Here is a 25,269-nt window from a genome sequence, read left to right on the forward strand (position 1 = left end):
CGTACAGCGAAGAACCGCCAGGGATTCACCCTGACGGTTCTAATTACTTCGTTTCTCTATTTCTTCATCTCTTGCCCTTTATCGTCGATCGCCCATTGGTGTTCTTGCGCCGCTTCCTCGACTTCGTTATAAGCCCAATACGTTTGCGGCACGTCGCGGAAGGTCGGCTTATCTACGCCGTAAAGAGGTCCGCGCTCGAACAGACGATTCAAGACTTTAACCGCTTCTGCACGCGTGAGCTTTTGCTCCGGTCTAAAGCTATGATCCTTGTAGCCTTCCATGATCCCGTAGCTTTGCGCGTTTCTAATAGCCGCGTAAGCCCAGTGGTTGCCGGAAACGTCGGTAAAGCTCGCTGCATTCGCATCGCTTGCTGCCGGTTTTCCTTGTCGCTTCATCCAGCGATCCACGATCATCGCCATCTGCGCGCGCGTGATGCTATCTTCCGCGCCGAAGCTTCCGTTCGAATAGCCTGTCATAAGTCCGAGCGTATTCGCGCTCTCGATTTCCTTGAACGCCCAGTGCTTTGCAACCACATCGGCAAAAGACAGCGTGCCGTTTCCTTTGTACTCCGCGCCTAAGTTGCGCACGAGCATCGTCGCCATCTGCGCGCGGCTTACTTCCTTCTCCGGTCCGAAGCTTCCGTCGGGAAGTCCGAGAATGTACGGCTTGTGCGTGCCTGTCCGTCCATTGTTCTCAGCTTCTTCGGATTGCAGGGCCGCAAGGTGTTCCTTCCAGCCCTTCATGGTCACCATCGTAAACGTACTGAATTTGTTGACGTTGAATCGTACGCCGAGCGTACCGTCCTTGTTCGTGATAATCTCGCCGCGAATAAGCTCCTTCGTACCGTCGCTATGCTCGGCGAAGATCACGAGATTGTCGAGTACCGCTTGACGATCCGCCGCATTCGTCGGCAATGCGCCGGTTAACGGCATGACGAGCGTCACCGGACGGCTCTGCATATTCGTCTCGATCGTCATCGGTCTGCCAAGTACGCTGACATCCAGCGTCTTGGCGATGGCGCGTACCATCTCTTCCTTCTTGGCGCGTTCCTCGACCTGGCGACGTTCATCTTCCTTCTTCACCGGGATGAAGCGGAAGTAGAGATCCTCGTTAAAGCCTTCGAGCGATTCATAAGGAATGAGCACGCGTACGCCGTTCGTATCGATTTCCAGGTTCGCCTTCCCGTCTGCGAGTTTTTTAACTGCGCTGGCCGGCACATTAACATCGGTTTGCGATACCTTGTCCTCTTTATCCGGAATGATAATACGTGCCGTTTTGTTAGCTTTCTTCTCTAATTGATCGATCGTTTCTTGTGCTCGTTCCGGCGTAAGGGTGACGTTATCCTTCACGGTACCATCCGGATGCGTCGTACGTTCGACCGGCGTCTTCGCGATCACTTCGCCATCGCCCGTTGCCACATCGACCATGATTTGTTCTTTCTTTGGTCCGCTTGGCCCCGAGGGGCCTGGGTTCGACGAGGTGGCTGTTACCTCTACCGTCGCATTCGCGCTTTGCACTTTGGCGGTTTTCGTCCCCGTCGCGTTGTCGTTCGTATTCGTCACTTCTACGAAGTAGTTGGCTGTACCGATCGTACTCGTCGGTACGTCGTAGGTACTGCTTGTGGCTCCGGGGACAGCGATGCCGTTACCGCCTGCCGTTTCGCTTTTGAACCACTGATACGACAGCGTTCCTCCGTCGCTAGCGTTCGCGGTTACGCTTAAGGTAACCGTATCGTTTACCCTAGCCGTTTTACCGCTTGGCTGCGCGGTAATGGTCGGCGCGACCGCGTCGACCGCACCACCGGAACCGCCCGCCTCGACGAGCTTTTTAAGAACGAACTTATTCCCTTCCGTATAAGCGATATAGAGGGTATTGCCGTCGATATGCAGACCGTTCTTCAGTCCTAACGGATTGTCCGCGAATTCGGGAACGTTGGATAGATCGCTCCAATTTCCGTCTAACACGCTCGTTCCGTCGGATTTTTTTATCGTACCGTCATTCAAGGGGATAAACAGTTCATCGTTATGCCTTACCACGGATGTAGCGAACAGGAATGAGCCTCCGAATCCGGTATCCGCTAATGCCGTACTGCTGCCGCTAACGAAATGACCAAATAAAAAGGGAGGATTCTCGCCGATGTAATTGTAGATTTCCTCTCCCTGCTCCGTCCATACGATAGAAGGGAAGAGCGTGATCTTGGATTCCAAATCCGACTTCGACCAAGCCGTGCCGTTCCATGTCGCTAATATCAATCCTCCTCCATTCATGGAGTAAATGACCCGCAGCTTATTATCGTGGAATGCGAGCGTAGGGGAATATCCGCCGTTCGCTTCGAGCGGAGCGTTTCCTACATCGCTCCAGGTTTCATTCTCGTATTTCTTAACGCGTAATACGCCGTTGCCAAGATCGCTCTCGCGATAAGCCAAGTAAATCGCCCGATCCGGACCGACGATCATATTCATGTAAGCTCCGTTCGTGGACGTCTCCGTACCGAACGGCGCTTCTACCCATTCATCCGTTGCATCGTCAAAGTACTTCGCAAGCATTTCTCCGCCAAGCGGAGCGTAGGCTACATATGGCGTTCCGTCCTTCACGACGAGAGACACGTATTCGACTAATTTTATTACATTAGTCCCGGGAGATTTTTCTTTGAGTACGAGATCTTCCTTATTGCCGATTGTCTCCCACTGATTGTTTACGTATTTATAAACGTTTAAATCGCGTTTCCAGGCACCGCCTACATTAACGCTTTCCAAAAGAGCAACATAGGGAACGCCGTTATCGAAATAGGTGCTGACGCCTTGGTTGCCGGCTTGTCCGCCCGGCAATTCGCTGCCCAATTGCTCCCACTCGTAGGTTTTCGTTGGGTCTATGAGCCCGGATGGAGGCGTGACTGGCTTAATGTCATTGCTTGTTAGTACGATTTGCGTAAACCTTACGATCCCGCCGCTACCGTTCACTTCGTATACGCCGACATATTTGTTCGTCGTCGCATCGACGCCGGTAATATCGTTGCCGCTCGTATAAGGATCGATCACGCCTGCTTCGGCAGGCGCGGCATCCCCAACGTTTGGCGTAGCGATCGCGCTAGGCGATACCTTGACTACGAGATGATTGCCTGCAGCAGGAGTGACATGAGAATTGAAGGTAAAGCTCGTCGACCCTATCGCCGTTCCAGGCTGGGCCGTTGGAGCAGACGGGAATACAGGTGCAGGTACCGCACCAGAACCGAACATCGGATAGCCGCCGTTAAAATCCGCATCGATCTTCCATAGCGTGCTGACGTTCCAACCGTTATTGGCGTCGAATGTGCTATAGCTCTTCAGATCGGCGGTAAGTTTCCCTACGCCCGAACCGGTATCCGTGCCCGTCACGCGGGTCTTGTCATAATAGATCTCCGTTCCGGAAATCCCGCCCGGTCCAAATCCATACCATTCGTTTTCGCCTTGATTAACATAACTTGCGGCATAGGCTCGATCAATCGTCGTATTCGTCGCTTCATACGCAAACCCCGCGGCCTCATACTCGCCATACACATAACTTACGGCGTAGACATCTTCGAATGAAGAATTTAGCGAGCTGCCGACAAAGCCGCCTACCTTGTCAAATCCCTCGACGGATAGAGTTACCAGAACACCGCTATTGGCTACCCCGCCGCCCGCATACGATCTCTTAACCGTCGAATCTTCAAGCTGCCCGGCAAAACCGCCTACGTTAACCGAGAATTTTTGGACAGGGTTGCCTTGGTTGTACCCGATGACGCGCCCGCTGGCATACGTCAGCCCCTCGTTGGTTAAGGACAACATGTCGATATCTACGTATCTTCCATAACCGACGAGCCCGCCGAGATAACTGCCCCCTTCCAAGATTGGGTCCATAGCCAAATGAGGCGCACCCGTAGCTTTGGCGCCTTTAATCGTCACGGGCGAGGCCGCCGTACCTTCCACGTAGCCGACGAGTCCGCCGCGATAATCATAATTCACCGCGTTCCCGAACCCATCCAACAAAATCGGAGGAGGATTCTGATAGTCGGCAGGATTGAAGGCTCCGTTCCTGGGCAGAGGCAGCGCCACTTCGGCGCTTGCTCTTGTTAGCGTAGAACCGTTTGTTAGAGATCCAAGGAGTCCGCCTGTTCGATCGCCGCTAATGACGAATCCTTTCGCGCTGACGTTATCGATGTTAGAATGATCGGCTCCGCCCACGAGGGCGCCAGCGCCTGCATTGCCGGCATTACCGGCGTCGGAGCCTACGTTGATGTCTACTTCGGTCAGCTTCACGTTTTTGATATTCGCATTTTTAACGTACCCGAATAGACCCAAATAGTGCTTGTTGGACTTGATCGTCAGTCCGCTAATGGTTTTCCCATTACCATCGAACGTTCCCGTAAAAGGTTTGCTATTGAGCGGGTCGCTATCATAGGAGCCAATCGGTTGCCAACCTGCACCTGCGTTATATGGAGCGACATTCAGATCGATATCGTTCATGACGATAAAATGCTTGTCCGAATAATCGCTCACGGCATTCAATTGATCCGCATTCGTGATTTGATACGGATTACCCGTCGATCCATCCCCGACTGTAAATACGGGAGGTAATGGATACGATTTGATATAGCTGCCATCGGATCTTTTAAATACTTTTACTTTCTTGGCAGTCATATCCGAGACATAGAGGATTCCATTAGCAAGATCTACTGCCGTAGAGTACGGATACATGAAATGACTGGCATCATCTCCTGACACACCTGCCGTACCCAAACTAAACGCACTATCAGAGATTCGCACAACATATCCATTGCTCTCCGTAGTATATAGAGTCCCATTGGCATCACTCTGAACTCCAGCCACTCCAACAATGAGATTACCGCTAGAACTGTTCATCGTTAGATCACTGTTCAAAACATAGATTTTACTTTCAACCGTCGAAGCGGGAGCACCAACCGCCTGTGGCATAGTCGCAGCCACAATCAACTTCCCGTCCGCTCCTACTGTAATGCTCATTGGACGACGACTTTCAAAAAGAGGACTTATGTACGCATCGCGTTTACTGAGACTGGCGTCATATGTCGCAGTAGCGATATCAAATACATGGATCGTATAATTTTGCGATGTAACGTAGACCTTCCCGTTTCCAATCGCAATATCGTTTACACCGAAATCAAGTGGTAGCGGAATACTCCAAGTTGCGTAGTATGAACCGTCTCCATTGAATATTTGTATTCTCACATTACCTGCATCCAGTACGTAAATCCGTTTGGCTGCCCCGTTTCCGCTAATGGCTATTCCTTTCGGCATATAGAGATGAGTAGCATCCGCTCCCGACACTCCCGGCGTACCGATCGTACGGACGAGTTTACCGTTAGTGCCGATAACGAATACGGCATGTTTGTCTGTATCCGCTACGTACAAATATCCATCTTCATCGACGGTTAAACCGGTAGGCGCACCAAATGCGTATTCTCCTCCCAACGGTGCCGGCGGCGCCGCTTGCGTCTTCCGGGGGAGTCCTCCCATACCAACAAGAAGTGCTGCAATCAACATCAGGATCATTATTTTTTTGCTGTTTAACACCCAACATCTCTCCTTATCTGCGCTGTTCTCTCAAATTCCAATCATAACCTTTCACGATAAACGAAGAATAAACAAGCAAAACGAAAAAGAAGCCAGGAGCGTTCCCTGGCCTCTTCTTTAAATTCCTTAGCGCGATTGCGTGTAGATACGATACAAGATCACTGCTGCTTCCGCGCGGGTTAGGTTGCCCTTCGGATTTAAGCTGTTGTCGCTTTTTCCTTGAAGTAAACCGACGCTAAGCAGATAAGCCAAGCCTTCTCTTGCATAGGTCGCCGCCTTCGCGCCGTCCTTGAAATCATCGACCGTCTTGGACGATACCTTCGGCAGTTTGTTCTGCCATTGATCAAGCGCCCGCTTAAGGATTACGGAAACATCTTCCCTGCTGATTTCCGTATCCGGCAAGAACTTGTTCCCGCCCACGCCTTCAACAATACCAAGCGCGCGGCCGATTCCAAGCTCTTCGTAATCGGGCGAGCTTGTCGGAACATCGGCAAAGTTGTCCGTGAATTTAGCGTCCAACTCCAGGAGTCTGATCAATTGAGCGAGGAACTCCCCTCTGCCGATTGCGGTCCCCGGATCGAAGGTCGTTGCCGACGTACCTTCGACTACGCCTCTGGCAGCCAACGCTTCGATTTCCTTGGCCGCCCAAGCTACAAGCGACAAGTCGTTGAACTTAAGCGCTGCATATACGACTGCATACTGGCTAAAGTGCGAAGTTCGGAACGCCATTTGCCCCGTTGCGCCGTCATATCTGCCGTTAGGAACAGGAGTTGCTTTTCCTTTACCGTCTACGTACCAGACAACAAGCCGATCGGCATTTTGTTTCTCCGAGGCTGTCGGCGTATACGGCACGAGGATTGTAACCGGCGCTTCAGTATTGCTCCACTCTACTACTTTGTCGTCAAACATGACCGACAGGTCCAATGCCGGATGATTGCCGATCTGATCGATAAGCCGTTGACTCCATCCGCTTTTATCCACTTCGCGAATAACGAGGGTTACGGTTTGCCCCGCGCCATGCAATTGAGCCGCGGTAAACATCGCGCTCGACACGACAGCCGAGCCGAAAGGCGTTTCGATAACGACCGACCTATCCGAGTCTACCTTGAACCACGAGGTCGGAAGCCCTAACGCGTAACCTTTCGCGTTCTCAATGCCGGATAAACTCACCTTAATCCGTTTCGACTCGCCTGTAGCCCGTCCGAATGCATTTTCAATCTCGTTTTGGGACAGGAGCGTTTCGGCAATTTTGGACGAGTTATTCAGCGTTGGCGTCGAGCTTACGATTACGTTTCCGTTGCTGTCTACATTAACCTTAGCAGATGGCGGTACCGAACCGGACCCTGAAGGGCTTGAATTTCCCGGCACGGCGGTATACTCGGCCACGACGGTCAAATCCGACTGTACGTTCGAGAAGGCGACGCTCCAGCCCGCGAACGTATACCCGGCCCGCGACGGCTGCGTCGGCGCGGTTGCATCCTCGCCCTGATTCACCGATTCCGTCTTCAGGACCGTTCCGTTCCAATCCTTGAACGTGACGGTATACGACACGACGATTGCATTGATTGCGTTAAGAAGTTCCGTCTTAACCGCTCCGTCTGCCAGAATAGCGACGAAGTTGCGAGCCATAGCGACATCGGCGGCCGATTCGGACGCGAGAGCCTTTGTCACGGCAGCCCTTGCCGATGCTTCAAGCTTTTCCTTGTATCCGCCTGCGCTTAACAGATGCAGATCCGTAAACAAACTCGAATTCTTTAAGTGTCCGCTAACCACTTCGAATGTGGTCCGGGTGCCGTCGGATTCACTCGGACCGTCGGATTCATTCAGCATGACCGATACTCCGATGATTCCGTTCGCGAGCCCCGATGCAGGATTGTTAGAGACGGTATTAAACGGAATTTTCAGATCGTAAACCGTCGTTTTCGTATTTTCATCTCTTGTAATATTGGCCACGATGTCCGTGATCGGAGCAGTCGGTGCATTGGCGCCGGTAGGACGCGTCCATGCCCAAACGACCGTTTCGTTATCGTTGTTGAGCGTGAATCCGAATTCATTCCGCGTCGTGCTATCGGTTACGGGATTGCGCAAATCAATGCCTAACTGCAAATTATCTTCTTTCCATATATTGCCCCCGCTCTGATTGCTGAAGTGCACGTCATCCTTGACGACAATGTATGCGTATAGATTTGCGTCGTCCCATGCGAAGCGCGATTCCGCGCCGAGGTCTTGCGGACCGTCCCACGTCCCCATCGTTACGTAATCTCTTGTATCCATTACGAATGCCGGAGTCGCGGCGCTCTTGGCCGGGTTTTCCGAGCCGACGGTGCTTACCTTCTCGGCGTAAGCCGCATCGAATTTGGTCGTATAGGCGTATTGATTTCCGTCTTCGAGACGAAGCTCGAACGTGATCAGGCCTGCAACGTAGTAAGGTAAATCTACCGTTACGGATTCGCCTGCCGCCAGCGCGCTGAATTTGACGGGAGTAAAATCCGCGCCGTAAGCCGCCGGGGAAACAACGCTCAAGGTTCCGGGCGCGGAGGTTCTCCCTCCGACATTATACTTAAAGCTGATTTGATGCTTATCTCCGTTGTCGGTTAGGTTAAATACGAACGGTTCCGCCAATAAATCCGAGCCGTATATTCCGTACGGGTTGTTGGCCGGAGCTCTGTTCCTTAAACCGGACGCGTAATAATTGTTGCTAAGCTCGATCGATGTGCCGGTATCGCGCAACATGGCATACACATTGTTATTCTGACCGTCCTTGGACGGTTGGAAGAAAGAAGTGTACACGTGCGCCTTGCCGCCTTGGACGTCTATCCCCGGATTGTTGCCGGGCAGTTGAGTGAAGTTGGCTTGCTGTAAACGAACGATACCGTTATTGACGATCGCTCCCGCCACGGTCGGGCTTCCCCAGAACGCGCTGTTGTACAGGGCAAGTTCAGAGTCGGGGTGGATTTTCGCGGTATTCGCGACATCGCCCATTCTGACATACGCTCTGTTCGGCTCCGTCGGGATGTTCGTATTCACCAATTCCGAGTTGATAGCAATGATTTTGGTGTGTTCGTCCGCATCTTCCACATAGAGAGCGTACGTGGTTCCGTCGGAACCGTGACCGATCATCGTCATTTTGCCAGGGTAGGCGAATTGTCCGTTCCCCAAGTCTCTCTTCAGGAAGTGTACGCCGTAGACCGAGCCGAACACGAAATTGTTGAAAATCGTCTGGTCTTCCACATCGGCGAATTTGAGCGCGCTCATGTATCTTTGCACGAATCCGTAGAGATCGCCCGAAGGCGCCGTATAGCCTTGACCTCCCGGAAGTCTTAACGCGTAATGCGGATTGAATTGCATATTGCGGATGAATCCGCCTTCCGCTCCTCCCCCAACCCAGATGCCCGCTCTCAAGAGCGTGCCGCCTAAGTAATCCACATAGTGGCCGTTGGTCGGATAGGAAGCCAGGTCGATGCCTTTATCCCCGATCGGGATCGTTAAGTTGATGGCATAGACGCCTGCGCCTTGTCCCTGCACCAAAAACGGTGTTTTTAGCGTTTGTTCGGGATTGTTCAGGTTGACGCTGGTTATATTCGCTTGCGTAAGGTTAAGTCCTCTGAGACCAGCGTTGGCCTTAAGCTGAATAAGAGAAGCTCCGTTTTCTCCCAGGGCGCCGCCGGCATAAGTCGTGAAGATCGCCGTACCGCCGCCTTGCGTATGGTGCTGCACGTCCCAGGTTCCTCTGATCTCAACGCCTTCGGGAACGATAACGGGATTATCCAGCCGATATCTTCCGCCCGGCAAGTAGATCGTGCCGCCGCCGTGATTGGTTCTAATGTAGTTCAGAGCTTCTTGCAATTTCGCGGAAATATCCACGGTCGGCGCGTTGTTGGTTAACGAACGCGGGAAGTCCAGTCTAAGCACCGCGTTCGATGCCGGTCTCGGATGTACGTCGATATCCGTTTTTACGTCTTTCGGAATGGGTTCGAACAGATACTCGACGTCATTCACGACTTGCACCTTGGTGTTGTTTCCGTCAGCCTTAACGTCAAGTTCAAGGTTATTGATGTGAGCGGCAAGATTAGCGCTCTCGATGTTAAGGTTATAACCGGAATTGACCGACTTGAACGTTCCGAAGTTCATTCCGAGATGCGCATGTTTGTCCGCTTGCTTGAAATTGCTCTGACTGACTAATGCGTTGCCCCGATTGAGGAAACTCAGCGCGTAATCGTCATATTCGTCGAACGTGCTATCCTCGAAGGAGATGACTCCGCCTCTGGCGTTGCTTACAATCGGACCCTTAAATGCAACTCCGTTGAATTGAACGGAAGTGTCGAAACGTTCGTTGAAGTATACCGCGTTGTCGCCGCCGAATTCCGAATTCGAGATCAGCAGACCGAAGCCGTTCACGTTGTCGATATAGGCGCCCGTTTGGCTGTCTTCGATTTTCACCCCGTAGAACTGAGCGTTCGGAGCTTCGTCGCCGCCCGGTTCTCTTCCGATCCACATCCCCGTCTTATACCCGGAAATGTTTAACCCGGACACGTACTCCCAATCCGAACGGTGCATCATAAATCCGGTAGCGTTCCCTCTGGTGTAAGCTCTCGCCGCCGATAGAGTAGGTGCGCCGTCAAGTCCGGAATTCGCCCAGTATTTCGGGTTCATGTTCACGTTCTCGATCCGCCCGATGTCCGTGCAGGTGTGAACCACGATGCCCTTGTAGAGAGCCGTCATCTTGCTGTTCACCACGTAATGCATTTCGCTCGGCAGGGAGATGAATCCCCCCCAAGCGTTTACGAGAGTCACGTTATCCAGCGTTGCGCTGTTTCCGGTTCTCTGATAGAACGTCCACGGATACGGAATTCCGTTAATCGTCTCGAATTCCCCTGTCTTCTGACCGTCTTCGTTCCTCTTTTCAACAACGGTTTCGGCATTAATATCCTGATTCGGATACCATACGGAAAGGTTGGATACGCCCGTGCCTTGTTCCATGTCTATGAAGCGATCGGACACGTTTGCTACTTTTTTGCCGCCGGTCTGATTTTCTCTCTCGTCGGAGTCCACATATGTGTCGTAATTGGCGGAGTTATGTCCGGCATAGACAGCGAGAACGGTTCCGTCGATCTTACCGTCATAACCGGCCGCGTCCGGGTTATCCCATTCGCCGCGGAGCTGTACGCCCGCCCGCAAATTCAATACTTGTTTATATTCGTAGGTTGTATTGCCCGTCGTGCTTTTCACGCTGATCGTGCCGGTCGTTTCCGTACGGAACGCATAGGTTCCCGCCGGAGCGTAGACTACGCCGCCGCCGTCGTTATAAGCCGCGTCGATCGCCGCTTGGAAAGCCTCTCTGTTATCGAAATCAACTAAGCCTTCCGCTGCTGCCATCGCATCTGTTTTCGCGCCGAAAGCGAGCACGTTAAAGTCGGAGATCGCCCAATCTTTCGCGTCGTATACCTGATCGATTGCCGTTCTCATGTGTTTGGCGTAATCGTACCTGCCCGGAACCGTCAACGCGAAGGTTTTCGTCCGGGTGGCAGGAGCGGCCACCGTGCCTCTTTTTATCGTTGCCGTAAGCGTTACGGCACCGCCGCCGTCCGGACGGTTGGTCGGGATCAAGCCTGCAGCGGTAATGAGTGTAGCATCCGATGTCGCCCATGTGATATCCGTCATATTCTCGCCCATCGACGGAAGAACTAAGTTCGTCGTCACAGTCGCCTCGGAAGCATTCACGCCTTTGATAAAATCCCAAGTGAGTTTGTTCAACATCTGATTAACCGCATCCTCGTCGGTTCCGATCCCCGTTCCGCGAACGACAATAGTAAAGGTTTTAACGACCGGCGTTGCCGTACCTTTGCTTATTGTTGCCGTGAGGGTTACGGCTGTATTGGCTGCTTGACGCGCTACCGCGCCGGTGTCGCTGTTGATTACCGCCTCATTGGTAGATGTCCACGCAATGTTCGTATTCCCCGAACCCGACTCGGCAAGAGTCAAATCCGTTTCAACCAGATCTTGTCTGGTATTCGTGCCCTTGATCGCGTCCCAAGTCAGCGCATCCGAAGCAAGTTGTACTGCTTCTGCATCCGTCGGAGGAATTTCCGTTATTCGTATGCTCTGAATGATGGTTCCGGCCGTAGCGAAACGGAAGTGAGCGCCTTGATTTTGCGCGCCTACCGCGAAATTAGCTCCGTTTAGCACGACTTTTGAAGAGACCCAAGAGTTGCCGCTTCCCGTCGCCGGAAGGCTCGCCGACCGATACGCGTCATACCCGTTAAAATTGCCGGGATAGATGGTGTTATAGTGCAACGAAATCCCGCTGGCCGCGCTCGGTCTCCAGTATTTTACTTCCAATTCGACTTTGTTTACCGGTACAAGATTAGGTTCGTTTACGATGACGTAAATAAAGTCGCCCACTTTCACGGCGTTTACGCCGCTTTGAGTGACTCTTTCCACAGCGCTGTTGTCTCCGCTCAGGCTGATACCTATGCCGTTGCCTTGGAGTTTTTGCGCCGGATCTCCGATTGGAGCAAACGTGTTCGTATCGTTGAAGTCAATGAACACTCCGGCAAGTTCGTTGGCCGTCTTGACTACCGTCAAATTGAAGGTTTTAGTTACAGGCGTTGCATTCCCTTTCGTTATTGTCGCCGTAAGGGTTACGGCTTTGTCTTGGTTAGGGTCGCGAGTAACGCTGCCGGTAGCGGTATCCAAGATACCTGTAGGTACGGCCGACCATGCGATCGCCGTATCGTTCGCGCCCGTTGCCGGAAGAGTCAACGCCGTTCTTACTCCGGATTGGTTCGCATTCGCGTTTTTGATCGTGTCCCATGTCAGCTGTGCGTCCGCGTCCGCTACGGCTTGATTGTCGTCAAGATGCACGACCTTAACTCTTGTATGCGTTCCTGCGAAAGGATATTGCGTATTTTGAGCCGTGCGTGCGAATGTATAATAGGTGTTGCCTGTGGGTTTGGGAATTTGCATAGAATAAATGCCCGAATCGAGCGTACCCGTCGTCCAATCGCCTTCCTCAGGAGCGCTGCCGGTCGCGTTGATCGCGAACTGCACGGCCTGACCGTTCGTCGGCGCTGCCGACGATAACGTTACGTTTCCGTTTGTCTCAACGGCTGCCGGAATTGGTTTCGGCGAATCCGCGTTACCCTGGAAACGAGCGTTCTTAATATAGATGTCGCCTTGAGGCACGGAAGCCCATTGCATTTGCAGTCTCATTTCCTGTACCGTGTCCAAGGTAACGGGATTGAAGCCATTCGGAGAATTGGCTGTCGATAATTGCGCATATACGGTAATCCATTCATTGACATGTCCGTTTCTGATATCACTAACATTAAGGTTAAGACGCGAATTGGTGTCCAGATTGTTACCGCCGGATGCAATCGCGATCCAGTTATTACCGCTGGAATTTAATAGGTCCGTATGAGTCACATACATATCAAACACGAAATATTGATTCGCGTAAGCTAATAGATTCTGATTACCGCTATTGGCATTCCAAATTCGTTCGGCGCCGGCGCCTATTTTTCCGGCGCCCAGCTTAACCGCATTATTGCCATCCGGCGCAACGGTATTGATCGTCCCCTCCTCTATATTAGGAAAATACGCCGCAGTCCGAGCGTTGACCTCCGCCGGCATGGCTTTCACCGTCAAAGTAAAAGTTTTCGTAGCGCTTGCGCTCCCCTTGGTTATTGTCGCCGTGAGGACTACGGTTTTGTCTACTTCCCTATTCAATAGACCATTTACGCTTCCGGTGTTGCTTATGGCCGCATTGTCCGAAGACCACGCTACGTTCGTCGTGCCTATTGTCGTCGGGAGACTAAGTTGCGATTTCACATCGTTTTCAGAAGTATTATTGCCTTTGATCGTATCCCAGGTCAAAGACGCCGCAGCCTGGCTTACTAAAGTTTGTTCATCTATAGACGTTACGGTGATTCTTGATGAGGCGCCGACGAAGTTGTAACTGCCGTTTGCTTTCGCGCGCGCGAAAACATAGAAGGTGTCTGCTGAAGGTAATGTGGCAAATTGATGAGTATAAACGTTACCGTTGTTAATCCCATCCACCCAACCGGATCCAGGAGCGATCCCGTCTTCGCTTATGGCGAATTCCACGGCTTGCCCGCTAGCCGGCGCGTTCGCGGTTACTGTTTTCGTTGCTACGTCAAGCGAGGGAACCGTTGACGGAGAACCCGGAACGCCTAACGTGCTTTTCTGGAAACGCGGGTTTTTGATGAATACGTCGGTGCTAGGGACATTCGTCCCCCATTGCAGATGCATGGCCAATCTGGTTACTTGGTCTAGCCAGGCGTCGTTGAAATTCCCGGCCACGGTGCTTGTCGACGATAACTTCGTATAGACCGTCGCCCATGTGCCGACAGCCGCGGTCGAGACCCCGCTTACATTAAGCTGGAGACGAGAATCGTTGTTAAACTTGTCGGTAGGATGAGGATTACTGTCGCTTACGATGACCAGCCAGTTATTTCCTTGAATGTCTTTAAAGCTTTCATTTGGAACGTACATCTCGAAGGCGAAGTAGCCGTCTTTATAAGCTAGTACATTATGCGGAGGCACCAGGCTCGGCGTGAAGAGGTTATCCCATGGACCGCCGTTCTTGGAGGTTCCCGTGTTCAACTTCCACGCTACCTGTCCGTCCGGAGCAAGGGTTGACGTTGCCGTGTTACCGTCCGAACCTGCATTTACGGTCAGAAGATTTACGTCATCCCCCCATGCCGCGCTGACAATTCTAGGTGGAGAAAACAAAGTAAGTAGCATCGCTGTCACAAGTAAAAATGCTAATAACCGTCTTTTTATCATTCTTAAATTTCCTCCATATATCCTTTTTTTTGGTTTTGAAGAGATCCCATAACTCTATAGAACCCCTCCTATGTGGCCTCACAACGCTTTCCCGCTTTATGCTCGCCTCCGCATCACCTCTACTCTTCCATTTGTCCAATCTCTTAAAAGCGAATTCGTCCACAATCGACAATATGTTAGCGCTTTCAACATCATTCAATGAGCGAAACGCAGACGTGGAAATAACGTATTCTCATCCCTTCTTTACACCCTATAAAACTTTCATAGAACAAAACTCCGCATATATTGTGGACTATCTAATCATACGAGTGTTGCAATAAAGTTCCTACGAGGCAGTCTTATCCTTTACGGGGGCAATTTTGCCTTCATTTTCTAAAGCTTATTATTTGGATAGCGAGAAAGGTAGGCGTACAACAAAGGACGACTATGAATAGCCGCCCCTGTTTGATCTAACAACCTAATAGTCCCCAGAATTACGGGGCTTGAATGACTTAAAGTTTGTTGGAAATCACTTCATCAAGAAACTTATAAGCATCGCGATTAAATTTCCAGGATATCCCGAATTTATCCACCAGCATGCCAAAGCACGAAGACCAAGGAGTCTCGGATAATGGCATTATCACGTAGCCGCCAACAGATAAATGAGTAAAATATTGCTCCAATTTTTGTTTATTTTCGATAACTAAACTAATCCATACGTTGTTTCCTTTCACCAGCTCGCCTGTTACGCTCTTCATGGAAGGCAGCAGATCCGACATCATGATCTTCCCTCCCGCGAATTCGATGGAAGACTCCATGATCATATTCAACTCGTTTTCCGGCAGTAGATAGTTCGGATCTTGTGGAAAATCTTTAAATTTCACTTTTTTTACTTCGGTTGCATTCAATGCCTTCGAATAAAATTCAATCGCTTGTTCTGTAATCCCGTCAAAGTTTAAATAAGCAATAGCTGGCATAAAGCACTACCTCCTTCTTGTGATACCTGTAGTATAATTTATAAAAGGTGACATCTTATTGTCACCTTTCGGAGATAAAGTGGTAAAAAAGAGAGGGCGACTATGGCGGGTCGGTCCGAGATTCTTCAACTTTTGAAAACATTTCAAGAATCCATCCTCAATCGAAGATTGGTTTCATTCGAATATATGGATAAAGATGGCACTGCGACAAACAGAATCGTCGAACCGATCAACTTCATTTCAGCGAAACGAGCTGGTATCTGAAAGGATTCTGTCAAGCTATCAGCCGAGGCTATTCGCCATTCGGGCGTTGATCGCTCCTAGCATTAAAGATCAATTCGAAAGGTACGGTCGAAAGAGTATCATATAAATAAAATGATGGAGAACTATAGTTACGATTAACGTGATGCTATTGAAGCGTCCCGTTCTTATGTTCCATAAGCAGCTTTGGTACGATCTTCTGTTTGCGCCCGAACCCTATCGGGAGGATTTCCTTATCCGAAATTTCTATTTACTGTTAAAGAATAATGATATATTCTAGACAGAATTATGAGAAATATTAGGAGGCACCCTCGTGGCACTGAAAAAGATGACCGCAGCACTACTTGTGTTTTTACTCTTTACGACATCGCTTGCGGTGAATCAAGTTAAAGCAGCATCACCAACGACTACAGGTCTGAACTTGCCTCTGGTCAAAACGTATAAAGCCGGAGAAGTGCTTGAATTCACCGTAGTATTCAATGAGAATGTGAACGTGACGGGCGGAACGCCTAGCTTAATGCTCGATGTTGGCGGGACGATGCGGCAAGCATTTTATAAGTCTGTGCCTGGCTCTTCGATGTATTTGTCGTTTTCTTACAGGATTCAACCGGGCGATAACGATGCGGACGGCATTCAGGTCTTAGGCCCCATTCAATTAAATGGCGCCTCCATCACGAATTCTACTGCAGAGGCCGCCGATCTCGGCAGCGGCTTTGGTCCAAGCGGCGCATCGATACTGAATACCCCTATTAAAATAGATACGGTCGTTCCGAGTATTCTATCCGTTAGTTATCCCCTTGATAATACGTATGTTGCAACCGAACCTCTCTCCTTCACTTTATCATTCTCTGAGAATATTGTCGTTAACACCCTATATGGTAAGCCCTATCTCAGTCTCAACATCGGTGGAACGGAAGTACGCGCAGAGTATGTATCAAATGGGCCTAATCAGATTGTATTTCAATATAGCGTCGAAGCCGGACTTCAAGATTTCAACGGGATTACGATCGACAATGAAGTAAAGATGTATGGAGGCGTGATTGAGGATGCCGCGCATAATTCGATCAATCCGGTTTTCCCGAATGGAATGGTTACAGTTCTTACCGGCGTACAAGTAAATGCCGGTGGAGCATCCCCCGTAACGGAGATCATTCCTACTAACGGCTATTATAATGAAGGCAAGATCTTGGATTTCGTATTCCATTATAATCAGAATGTGACTGTAACCGGCGAGCCTTATCTTCCTTTGTTTTTCGGAACGACACAAGAACCGACAGTACGGCAAGCAACGGTTGCCGACGTATCCGGGAACGAGGTTACATTCCGGTATATTGTTCAGAGCGGGGATGAAGCTCTTCACGGTGTAAGGGTCGGCAACGCCATCCAAGGCGGAAGTATAAACGACTCGAGTGTATCGACTCCGATGCCTATCGCCGTTTACAAGCTTGCGCTTTCGGACGTGCGGGTCGATGCCGTCCTTCCCAAAGTACAGCATTTCTTTTTCACTCCAACCAATCGGAACTACGTGACGGGAGAAAGCTTCGAGTACAGGCTTCGCTTCACGGAGCCCGTGCAGGTTACGGGTACTCCGAGTTTGTCGTTAATGTCTGGTACCCGTTCCGTAGTTCAGGCTGTATATGTGTCCGATGTGTCGGGCTTAGAGTCGACCGATCTCGTATTCCGCTATACCGTTCAAGATACGGATAGAGACGTCTTTATAGACGCATTAGGGCTGATTGACAGCACAAACGGATCGATTGTCGATATTGGAGGCAATGCCAGTCAGGCGAGCATTGACGGTAAGCCGTTTGTCCAGATCAGTCTAAACGCTTCGGCTCCGACGATCACGTCGGTCGAAGTGCCTGAGGCAAAGGTTTATAATGAGGGCGGTGAATTGCTCTTTAAGGTTCATTTCTCGGAGGTGGTGCGGGCATATACAAAACCTCCTATTTTGCCAGTTATGATCGGCAGTAACGCGGTTGAGGCGATTTACATAGGCGGTACACGTAGCAATGTCCTGACATTCAAATACGTGGTGAAAGCTTCTGACCTAGATACCGATGACATCACCCTAGGAAGTTCCTTGCTTCCCAACGGAGGAACTTTAATAGGTAAAGATGGAGGCGGAATCCAAGCCAATCTGACGCTTAATAATGTTGGAGACACGTCCGGCATTGCTATCGGACAGGTCGCACCGAAAGCGCTCCATGTAAGAATCTTGGGGACGGCTCAGGTTGGCTCAACCTTAACCGGAAGATACACCTATAGCGATGCGAACTCGGATGCGGAAGGTACGAGCTCATTCAAGTGGTATCGATCCGACGATGCGCTCGGGACGAACAAGACTGCAATCTCGGGAGCATCGTCGACCTCCTATACCTTACGTGCCGCAGATCTTGGAAAGCACATTAGCTTCGAAGTGACGCCGATCGCTAAGACCGGCACGACTACGGGATCGGCCGTGGAGAGCGGATTGACCTCGGCTGTCACGGCAACCGTCCCGACATCGCCACCCGGCAGCAGCAACACTTCGAACGAAAATTCAAGTTCCACGACAACCAGCGTGGATGTGCTCGTTAACGGTAAAGCGGAGCGCGCGGGAACTGCAACGACATCCAAAGTTAATGGACAATCCGTAATTACGGTAACCATCGACCAGAAAAAGTTGGAGGACAAGCTCGCTACGGAAGGTCCGGGAGCGACTGTCATCATTCCGGTCACCGCCGAGTCCGATGTCGTCGTAGGCGAACTGAATGGTCAAATGATTCAAAACATGGAAACTAAGCAAGCGGTCCTGGAAATTAAAACGAATCAAACGGCGTACACAGTCCCTGTTCAACAAATTAACATTAGCTCTATTTCCGATCAGATTGGTAGATCGATTCCCCTGAAAGATATCAGGGTGCGGATCGAAATTGCCGAACCGACCGCCAATGCCGTAAAAGCGGTGGAGAATACAGCAGATAAAGGAAGCTTCGTCCTTGTCGTACCGCCGATTGAATTTACGATTAAGGCAATACATGAAGGTAAAACGGTTGTCGTATCCAAGTTCAGCGCCTATGTTGAACGCACGATTGCAATTCCGGACGGCGTTGATCCTACGAAAATTACGACAGGCGTTGTTGTCGAAGCGGACGGAACAGTTCGTCACGTCCCTACCAAAATCGTCTTTATTTACGGCAAATATTATGCAAAAGTGAATAGTTTGAGCAATAGCGCCTACTCGATCATTTGGCATCCAATAGAATTTAGCGATGTTGTTAAGCATTGGGCTAAAAACGCAGTCAACGATTTGGGTTCCCGCATGGTCATCGACGGCAAAGGGGACGGTTCTTTCAGTCCGGATTCGGATATCACTCGCGCCGAATTCGTAGCTATTCTCGTTCGCGGATTGGGAATTAAGCCGGAAAACGAAGCCGCTCCTTTCAAGGACGTAAAAGCTTCCGACTGGTATAACGGCGCGATTAGTGCCGCTTATTCGTATCGTTTGGTCAACGGCTTGAAGGACGGCAGTTTCCAGCCGAATGCCAAGATTACTCGCGAAGAAGCCATGGTCATCATCGCTAAAGCGATGACGATCACTGGATTAAAAGCTAGGCTATCCAATCAATCGATCGACAAGATTCTAAATCCGTATGCAGATGCGGCAATAGCATCCGGTTGGGCGCAGAGCGGCATCGCCGACACAATACAGTCTGGCATCGTATCGGGAAAAAGCGACACAAAGCTGGCTCCGAACGAATATATGACCAGAGCCGAGGTTGCCTTGATCGTTAAACGCTTGCTGCAAAAATCGGATTTGATCTAGTCGGGTCATACAGTAAAACGCCTTGTCCTCTTGCAGGGACAGGGCGTTTTTTTTGTTGCATATGCCGAGGAAAATTAATCTATCATATCTAAGACTTGCAGCGTTCTGATAAACACGACCGCCGCCTCTGCGCGTGTCGTTGTATCCTTTGGTTTGAACGTATTGGCTCCCACGCCTTCCATAATGCGAAGCTTGACCATCAGGCGAACATCCTCCAGATAGGCCGCGTCCACGCTGCCGCTGTCCTTGTACTTGTCCAGACTAATTTCTTCCCCCGTGATCGTAAGCTTCTCCGGATGAACCGCCGCCGCAAGCATACTTGCCATTTCTTCGCGCGTCAGCGGCTTATTCGGGTTTAATCGGCTACCGCCGGCAAAATCCAGCAGTCCAAGCGCCTTGGCTGCAGCCACTTCGCCGAAATACCACGCCCCGGGCTGTACATCGTCATAGATTGCCGTGCTGCCAACCGATGTGCCATGTCCCAGAGCTCTGACCAGCATAGCGGCGAACTCTGCTCTTGTCACGGCTTGTCCGGGAACGTACCGCCCGTCGCCGACTCCCTCGACAAGCCCTTTCGCAACAGCCCTGTCCACATACTGTTTACCCCAATGCTCCTGCATATCGGCAAAGCTGATCGCGTTGTCGGCCACGACGTACACGCTATTCGAAGAGGAGCTTATCATCGTATACCAGATCCCGTCGATTTGCACCTTGCGCGCAGGGACAAACTCGAATTGTTTCGTCGTTTCGTTATAGCGGAACGCGCCCCAAAGCTCCGGCAGTTCGGTCATTTCCTTAGGCATCGGAATCATTCTTACCATTGCCTTGCTGAATTTGTCCGCCGTACCGATCGGTTGCTTTGTCTTGGTACTGATGATCTCGATGCCGAAATCCACAATGGCGCCTATAACCTTACCGTTCGGCAAGCCGCTTCCGAATGCCGCCCGGATGTCCGCGTCACCGGATTTGTCGGTCAGCGTAATCTTGAAGCTGATCTCCTCGGCATTCAATTTGTTAGCGGCAAGCAAATCCTGCAGCCCCGGAATGAGGGAAGCCAGATTGACCGGTACTCGGTAGCTGCCGTAAGGCGTCTGTATTTCGATGAAAAAGGTTGCGTTCTTGTCCGCAAATCTGCTTAACAAGCTGGCCGGGATGCTGACATAAGCTACGCCGTCTTTCGGATTCACTTGCAGCGTGACGGACGGTTTCGTCGTATCGATCGTATTCGGGTTACGCGGTACGCCGTTCTTGTCGATAAACAAATCGGCCGTCGTATCCGGAGAAGCCGAAGAGGTTGAACTGCCGCCTCCGGCGCTGTTGACAACCTGCGTCACCGTAAAGGTCACCGGCGTCATGCCGGTCGCCGATACCGTTACCGTTGCCATATAGGTTCCTGCGGCAAGTCCGTCGTTTGGTTTTACCGTAAAAGTCGTGGACGGCGTCCCGCTATTTAGCGTCGTCGCTGCTGGCTGTGTAATCGTAAAGCTGATCGCATTAGCCCCGCTCAGCGTCGTCGCCAAGCTCGTCAAGTCGCCCGTGCCCGTCCGCGTCACGGTCATTGTTTTCGTTTCCTGCGCTCCCGATGCATAACCTGCTGTCAGTATGTTCATCGTCACGTTCGTCAACGGGCTAATCGCGTACGTATCCTGCGTCCACTGCGCATACAGCGTTAACGCGCCGGATGGCATCGTCACCGTATCTCCTACCGCATACGCCGTACCGCCGCCGTCCTCTTGCGTATTCCATCCCGCAAACGTGTAGCCTGTTCTCGTGAACGTGTTCGCTTTCGCCGCAAAGGTGACACCCGACGCCTTATTCGTCTCCGTCGGAGCCGTGCCTCCGTCGGAATCATTGCCGTCGTACGTGACGACGTATGTCGGGATTGCCGTCCACTGCGCATACAGCGTTAACGCGCTGGATGGCATCGTCACCGTTGCGCCTTCTGCATACGGCGTTCCTCCGCCGTCCGCCTGCGTGTTCCATTCCGCAAACGTGTAGCCTGTTCTCGTGAACGTGTTCGCTTTCGCCGCAAAGGTGACACCCGACGCCTTATTCGTCTCCGTCGGCGCCGTACCTCCGTCGGAATCATTGCCGTCGTACGTGACGGCGTACGTCGGGATTGCCGTCCACTGTGCGTACAGCGTTAACGCGCCGGATGGCATCGTCACCGTTGCGCCTTCTGCATACGGCGTTCCGCCGCCGTCCGCCTGCGTGTTCCATCCCGCAAACGTGTAGCCTGTTCTCGTGAACGTGTTCGCTTTCGCCGCAAAGGTCGCTCCCGACGCCTTATTCGTCTCCGTCGGAGCCGTGCCTCCGTCGGAATCATTGCCGTCGTAAGTGACGGCGTATGTCGGGATTGCCGTCCACTGCGCGTACAGCGTTAACGCACTGGATGGCATCGTCACCGTTGCGCCTTCTGCATACGGCGTTCCTCCGCCGTCCGCCTGCGTGTTCCATTCCGCAAACGTGTAGCCTGTTCTCGTGAACGTGTTCGCTTTCGCCGCAAAGGACATTCCAGACGCCTTATTCGTCTCCGTCGGCGCCGTACCTCCGTCGGAATCATTGCCGTCGTACGTGACGGCGTATGTCGGGATTGCCGTCCACTGTGCGTACAACGTTAACGCGCCGGATGGCATCGTCACCGTTGCGCCTTCTGCATACGGCGTTCCGCCGCCGTCCGCCTGCGTGTTCCATCCCGCAAACGTGTAGCCTGTTCTCGTGAACGTGTTCGCTTTCGCCGCAAAGGTGACACCCGACGCCTTATTCGTCTCCGTCGGAGCCGTGCCTCCGTCGGAATCATTGCCGTCGTACGTGACGGCGTATGTCGGGATCGCCGTCCACTGTGCGTACAGCGTTAACGCGCCGGATGGCATCGTCACCGTTGCGCCTTCTGCATACGGCGTTCCGCCGCCGTCCGTCTGCGTATTCCATCCCGTAAACGTGTATCCTGTTCTCGTGAACGTGTTCGATTTCGCCGCAAAGGTCACTCCAGACGCCTTATTCGTCTCCGTCGGAGCCGTGCCTCCGTCGGAATTATTGCCGTCGTACGCGACGGAGTACGTCGTCGGCGTCGTATCGCTCACCGCGATCGTCAGCGTCTGCGCCGATCCGGCGCTGAACGCAAGCGTCAGCGTCGTCGGCGTCGGACCCACCGGCTGTGTCGCCAAGTACGCTTTTGCAATCGTGACCGTATTGCCCGCTACCGTGTAGTCCTGGTTTTCTACCAGTGTCGAACCGCCATTGGATATGCCGTTAAGCGTATTGTAATGCAGCGCCAACGTCGTCGTCACGTCCGCGTTCGACGCCGATCCGTCGTACTTGTCGAAGCTCACGCTCGGCGGGTTGATCGCGTTGTCGGGCACGACGGTGAAGGAATAAGCTGCCGCTACTCCCGCCGGAACTCCACCCTCTTGGGCTTCCAACGCTAACGCATAAATCACATGTTCACCGGGCGTTAACGAGTTCAAGGTTCCCGTCCAATCGCTGCCGGCAGCATTTGCGGAAACCCATGTTCCTTCCGCTGTATCGAGTTGATAGTAAACGCTCTGCACAACGGATGGATAAGGGTTGTACGTGTTCGACACTTGAAAAGAAAACGTTGCGCTCGAACCGTAAGAAATATCTCTTGGCAACGGTGCAACGTGCACGCTCACCGGATTCATCGTACGCCCGGCGGCATCGACAACCGATACTTTGCTGTTGTTAAAATTGGAGACATAGACTTTGTTCGTTACCGGATTCACCGCGATCGCACGGCTCATTCCTGCCGACGATATCTTCGTCGTCGTGTTAGTCGTGCCGTCGATGATCGTTACGTCATTACTTATGTTACTACCGACATAGATTCGGTTGACTACCGGATTCACCGCGATTGCAGCAGGAGACAATTCGACCGCTATTGACGTCGTCGCTTTGGTCGCGCCGTTAATAACCGTCACTTTGTTGCCGGGCTGCGTGGAGACATAGATTTTGTTCGTCATCGGATTTACCGCGACTGCAGTCGGACCCGCATCTGCTGCAATCTGCTCCGTCGCGTTGCTCGCTCCGTCAATGACCGTCACATTATGGCTACCCTGATTGGCGACATAGATTTTGTTCGTCACTGCATTCACCGCGATCGCAACGGGAAAGTCGCCCACCCCTACCTCTGTCGTCGTGTTGCTCGCTCCTTCAATAACCGTCACTTTGTCGTTATTTTTATTGGCGACATAGATTTTGTTCGTCACCGCATTCACCGCGATCGCAACGGGAAAATCGCCCACCCCTACCTCTATCGTCGTGTTGTTCGCACCGTCGATGACCGTCACGGAGTCGCTTTGCTGATTGGCGACATAAATTTTGTTCGTCACAGCATTCACGGCAATGGCATTGGGACTTATGCCTGCCGGGAATGTCTCCGTCGCGTTGGTCGCGCCGTCAATAACAGTTATGGAACCATTGCTGCTGCCGTCCCCTTTATTGGCGACATAGATTTTGTTCGTCACCGCATTCACCGCGACTGCATTGTGATCGCCTCCTGTCGGTAACGGTACTGTCGTTATCGTGTTGGTCGAGCCGTCCATGACGGTCACGATTTCATTGTATGAATTAGTGACATAGATTTTGTTCGTCACCGGGTTCACCGCAATGCCATCATCAAGGTCTCCTCCCCCTGATACCTGCGTCATCTTGTTGCTCGCTCCGTCAATGACCGTCACGTTGTCGCTGTACGCATTGGCGGCATAAACTTTGTTCGTCACCGGGTTCGCCGCGACTGCGCCAGGTCCGTCTCCTGCGGCTAACGTCTGAGTCGCCGTATTACTCGCGCCGTCAATGACCGTCACGTTATCGCTGTCCCTGTTGGCGACATAGATTTTGTTCGTCGCTGAATTCAAGGTAATCGCAGTCGGGTAACTGCCCACCCCGATCGTCTTCGTCACCGTATTGCTCGCGCCGTCCATAACCGTCACATTGTTGCCGTACCTATCGGCAATATAAATTTGGTTCGTCACCGGATTTACCGAGATTGCGGATAGAGAGTCAACACCGGGTGCTAGCATTACCGTTGTCGTCAGGGTATCGTCCGCGCCGTTAATGACCGCCACGCTGCCTACGTACATATTGTCTAAGTAGATGGTGTTCGTCACCGGATTCACCGCGATTACGGTAGCCGTGAAGATCGGCCCAAACGGTTCTAGCGTCGTCAGCACCGTATCGTCCACGCCGTTAATGACCACCACCTCGTGGATCTGATTGGCGACATAGATTTTGTTCGTCACCGGATTCACGCCGATTACACCGGAAGCGGCTCCCACAGATACCGTCTTCGTCGCGTTGGTCGCTCCGTCAATGACCGTCACGTTGTCGCTCCCCCAATTGGCGACATAAATTTTGTTCGTCACCGGGTTCACCGCGACTGCAACCGGACTGTTTTCCGTCGGTACCATCGCCGTCGCGTTGGTCGCGCCGTCAATGACCGTCACGCTGCCGCTATCCCGATTGGCGACATAAATTTTGTTCGTTGCGGCATTCACCGCAATTGCGGTAGGTGCGTTTCCCGTCGTTACCGACGTTGTCGCGTTAGTCGCGCCGTCAATGACCGTCACGTTGTTGCTGCCGGCATTGGCGACATATATTTTGTTCGTCACCGGATTCACCGCGACTGCCCCGGGTTCGTCTCCCGCAGCCAAGGCGCCCAAACCCGTATCCGCCGAAGCCGACTGCGGCGCCGGAACCACTACGGCCATTAGCAGACAGAGGAGGAGGAGATACAAGGACCCGCTTTTGAATTTGTTCGCTACCATTTATTTTTCTCCCTTTTCTAAAGTTTTTGTCGACTCGTGTAACAGATTATCAAACCAAACTATACAACCCCTATACAGTCGCA

Annotated in this window: 5 protein-coding genes and 1 pseudogene; 2 read left to right on the plus strand and 4 right to left on the minus strand. The window is 51.9% G+C overall.

Translation table 11 applies throughout. The features are described 5' to 3' along the window. Positions 1-56: 56 nt before the first annotated feature. From HH215_RS16950 to HH215_RS16960, 3 genes are all read right to left on the minus strand, one after another. Positions 57-5,570, minus strand: a complete 5,514-nt coding sequence (locus tag HH215_RS16950; RefSeq protein WP_169280986.1) for an S-layer homology domain-containing protein — start codon at positions 5,568-5,570, stop codon at positions 57-59. 126 nt (positions 5,571-5,696) lie between these two features. After that, positions 5,697-14,378: an immunoglobulin-like domain-containing protein gene (locus HH215_RS16955; protein WP_169280987.1), complete on the minus strand. Its 8,682-nt coding sequence runs from the start codon at positions 14,376-14,378 to the stop codon at positions 5,697-5,699. A gap of 491 nt (positions 14,379-14,869) precedes the next feature. Further along, on the minus strand, positions 14,870-15,334 hold the full coding sequence (locus HH215_RS16960) for a VOC family protein (protein WP_169280988.1): 465 nt from the start codon (positions 15,332-15,334) through the stop codon (positions 14,870-14,872). A gap of 108 nt (positions 15,335-15,442) precedes the next feature. On the opposite strand from HH215_RS16960, the pseudogene HH215_RS36415 reads away from it, so the two are divergent. Together HH215_RS36415 and HH215_RS16970 are read left to right on the plus strand one after the other, a co-directional pair. Further along, positions 15,443-15,698 (plus strand): annotated as a pseudogene (locus HH215_RS36415) (WYL domain-containing protein); the annotation flags it as partial. A 210-nt stretch (positions 15,699-15,908) separates the two neighbouring features. Then, positions 15,909-19,403 carry an S-layer homology domain-containing protein gene (locus HH215_RS16970; RefSeq protein WP_169280989.1) on the plus strand — a complete coding sequence of 1,165 codons (3,495 nt, stop codon included), beginning with the start codon at positions 15,909-15,911 and terminating at the stop codon, positions 19,401-19,403. A gap of 74 nt (positions 19,404-19,477) precedes the next feature. Here HH215_RS16970 and HH215_RS16975 read toward each other — a convergent pair whose 3' ends face one another. After that, entirely contained in the window at positions 19,478-25,186 is a 5,709-nt protein-coding gene (locus tag HH215_RS16975; protein ID WP_169280990.1) for an InlB B-repeat-containing protein, read from the minus strand. Between the last annotated feature and the right edge of the window lie 83 nt (positions 25,187-25,269).

This window comes from Cohnella herbarum (genome assembly GCF_012849095.1).
Lineage (GTDB): Bacteria > Bacillota > Bacilli > Paenibacillales > Paenibacillaceae > Cohnella > Cohnella herbarum.

What these genes read in the sequence shown, in the direction of transcription:
- HH215_RS16955 (WP_169280987.1), bottom strand. Translation starts at nt 14,378, where the DNA reads ATGATAAAAAGACGGTTATTAGCATTTTTACTTGTGACAGCGATGCTA.
- HH215_RS16960 (WP_169280988.1), bottom strand. Translation starts at nt 15,334, where the DNA reads ATGCCAGCTATTGCTTATTTAAACTTTGACGGGATTACAGAACAAGCG.
- HH215_RS16975 (WP_169280990.1), bottom strand. Translation starts at nt 25,186, where the DNA reads ATGGTAGCGAACAAATTCAAAAGCGGGTCCTTGTATCTCCTCCTCCTC.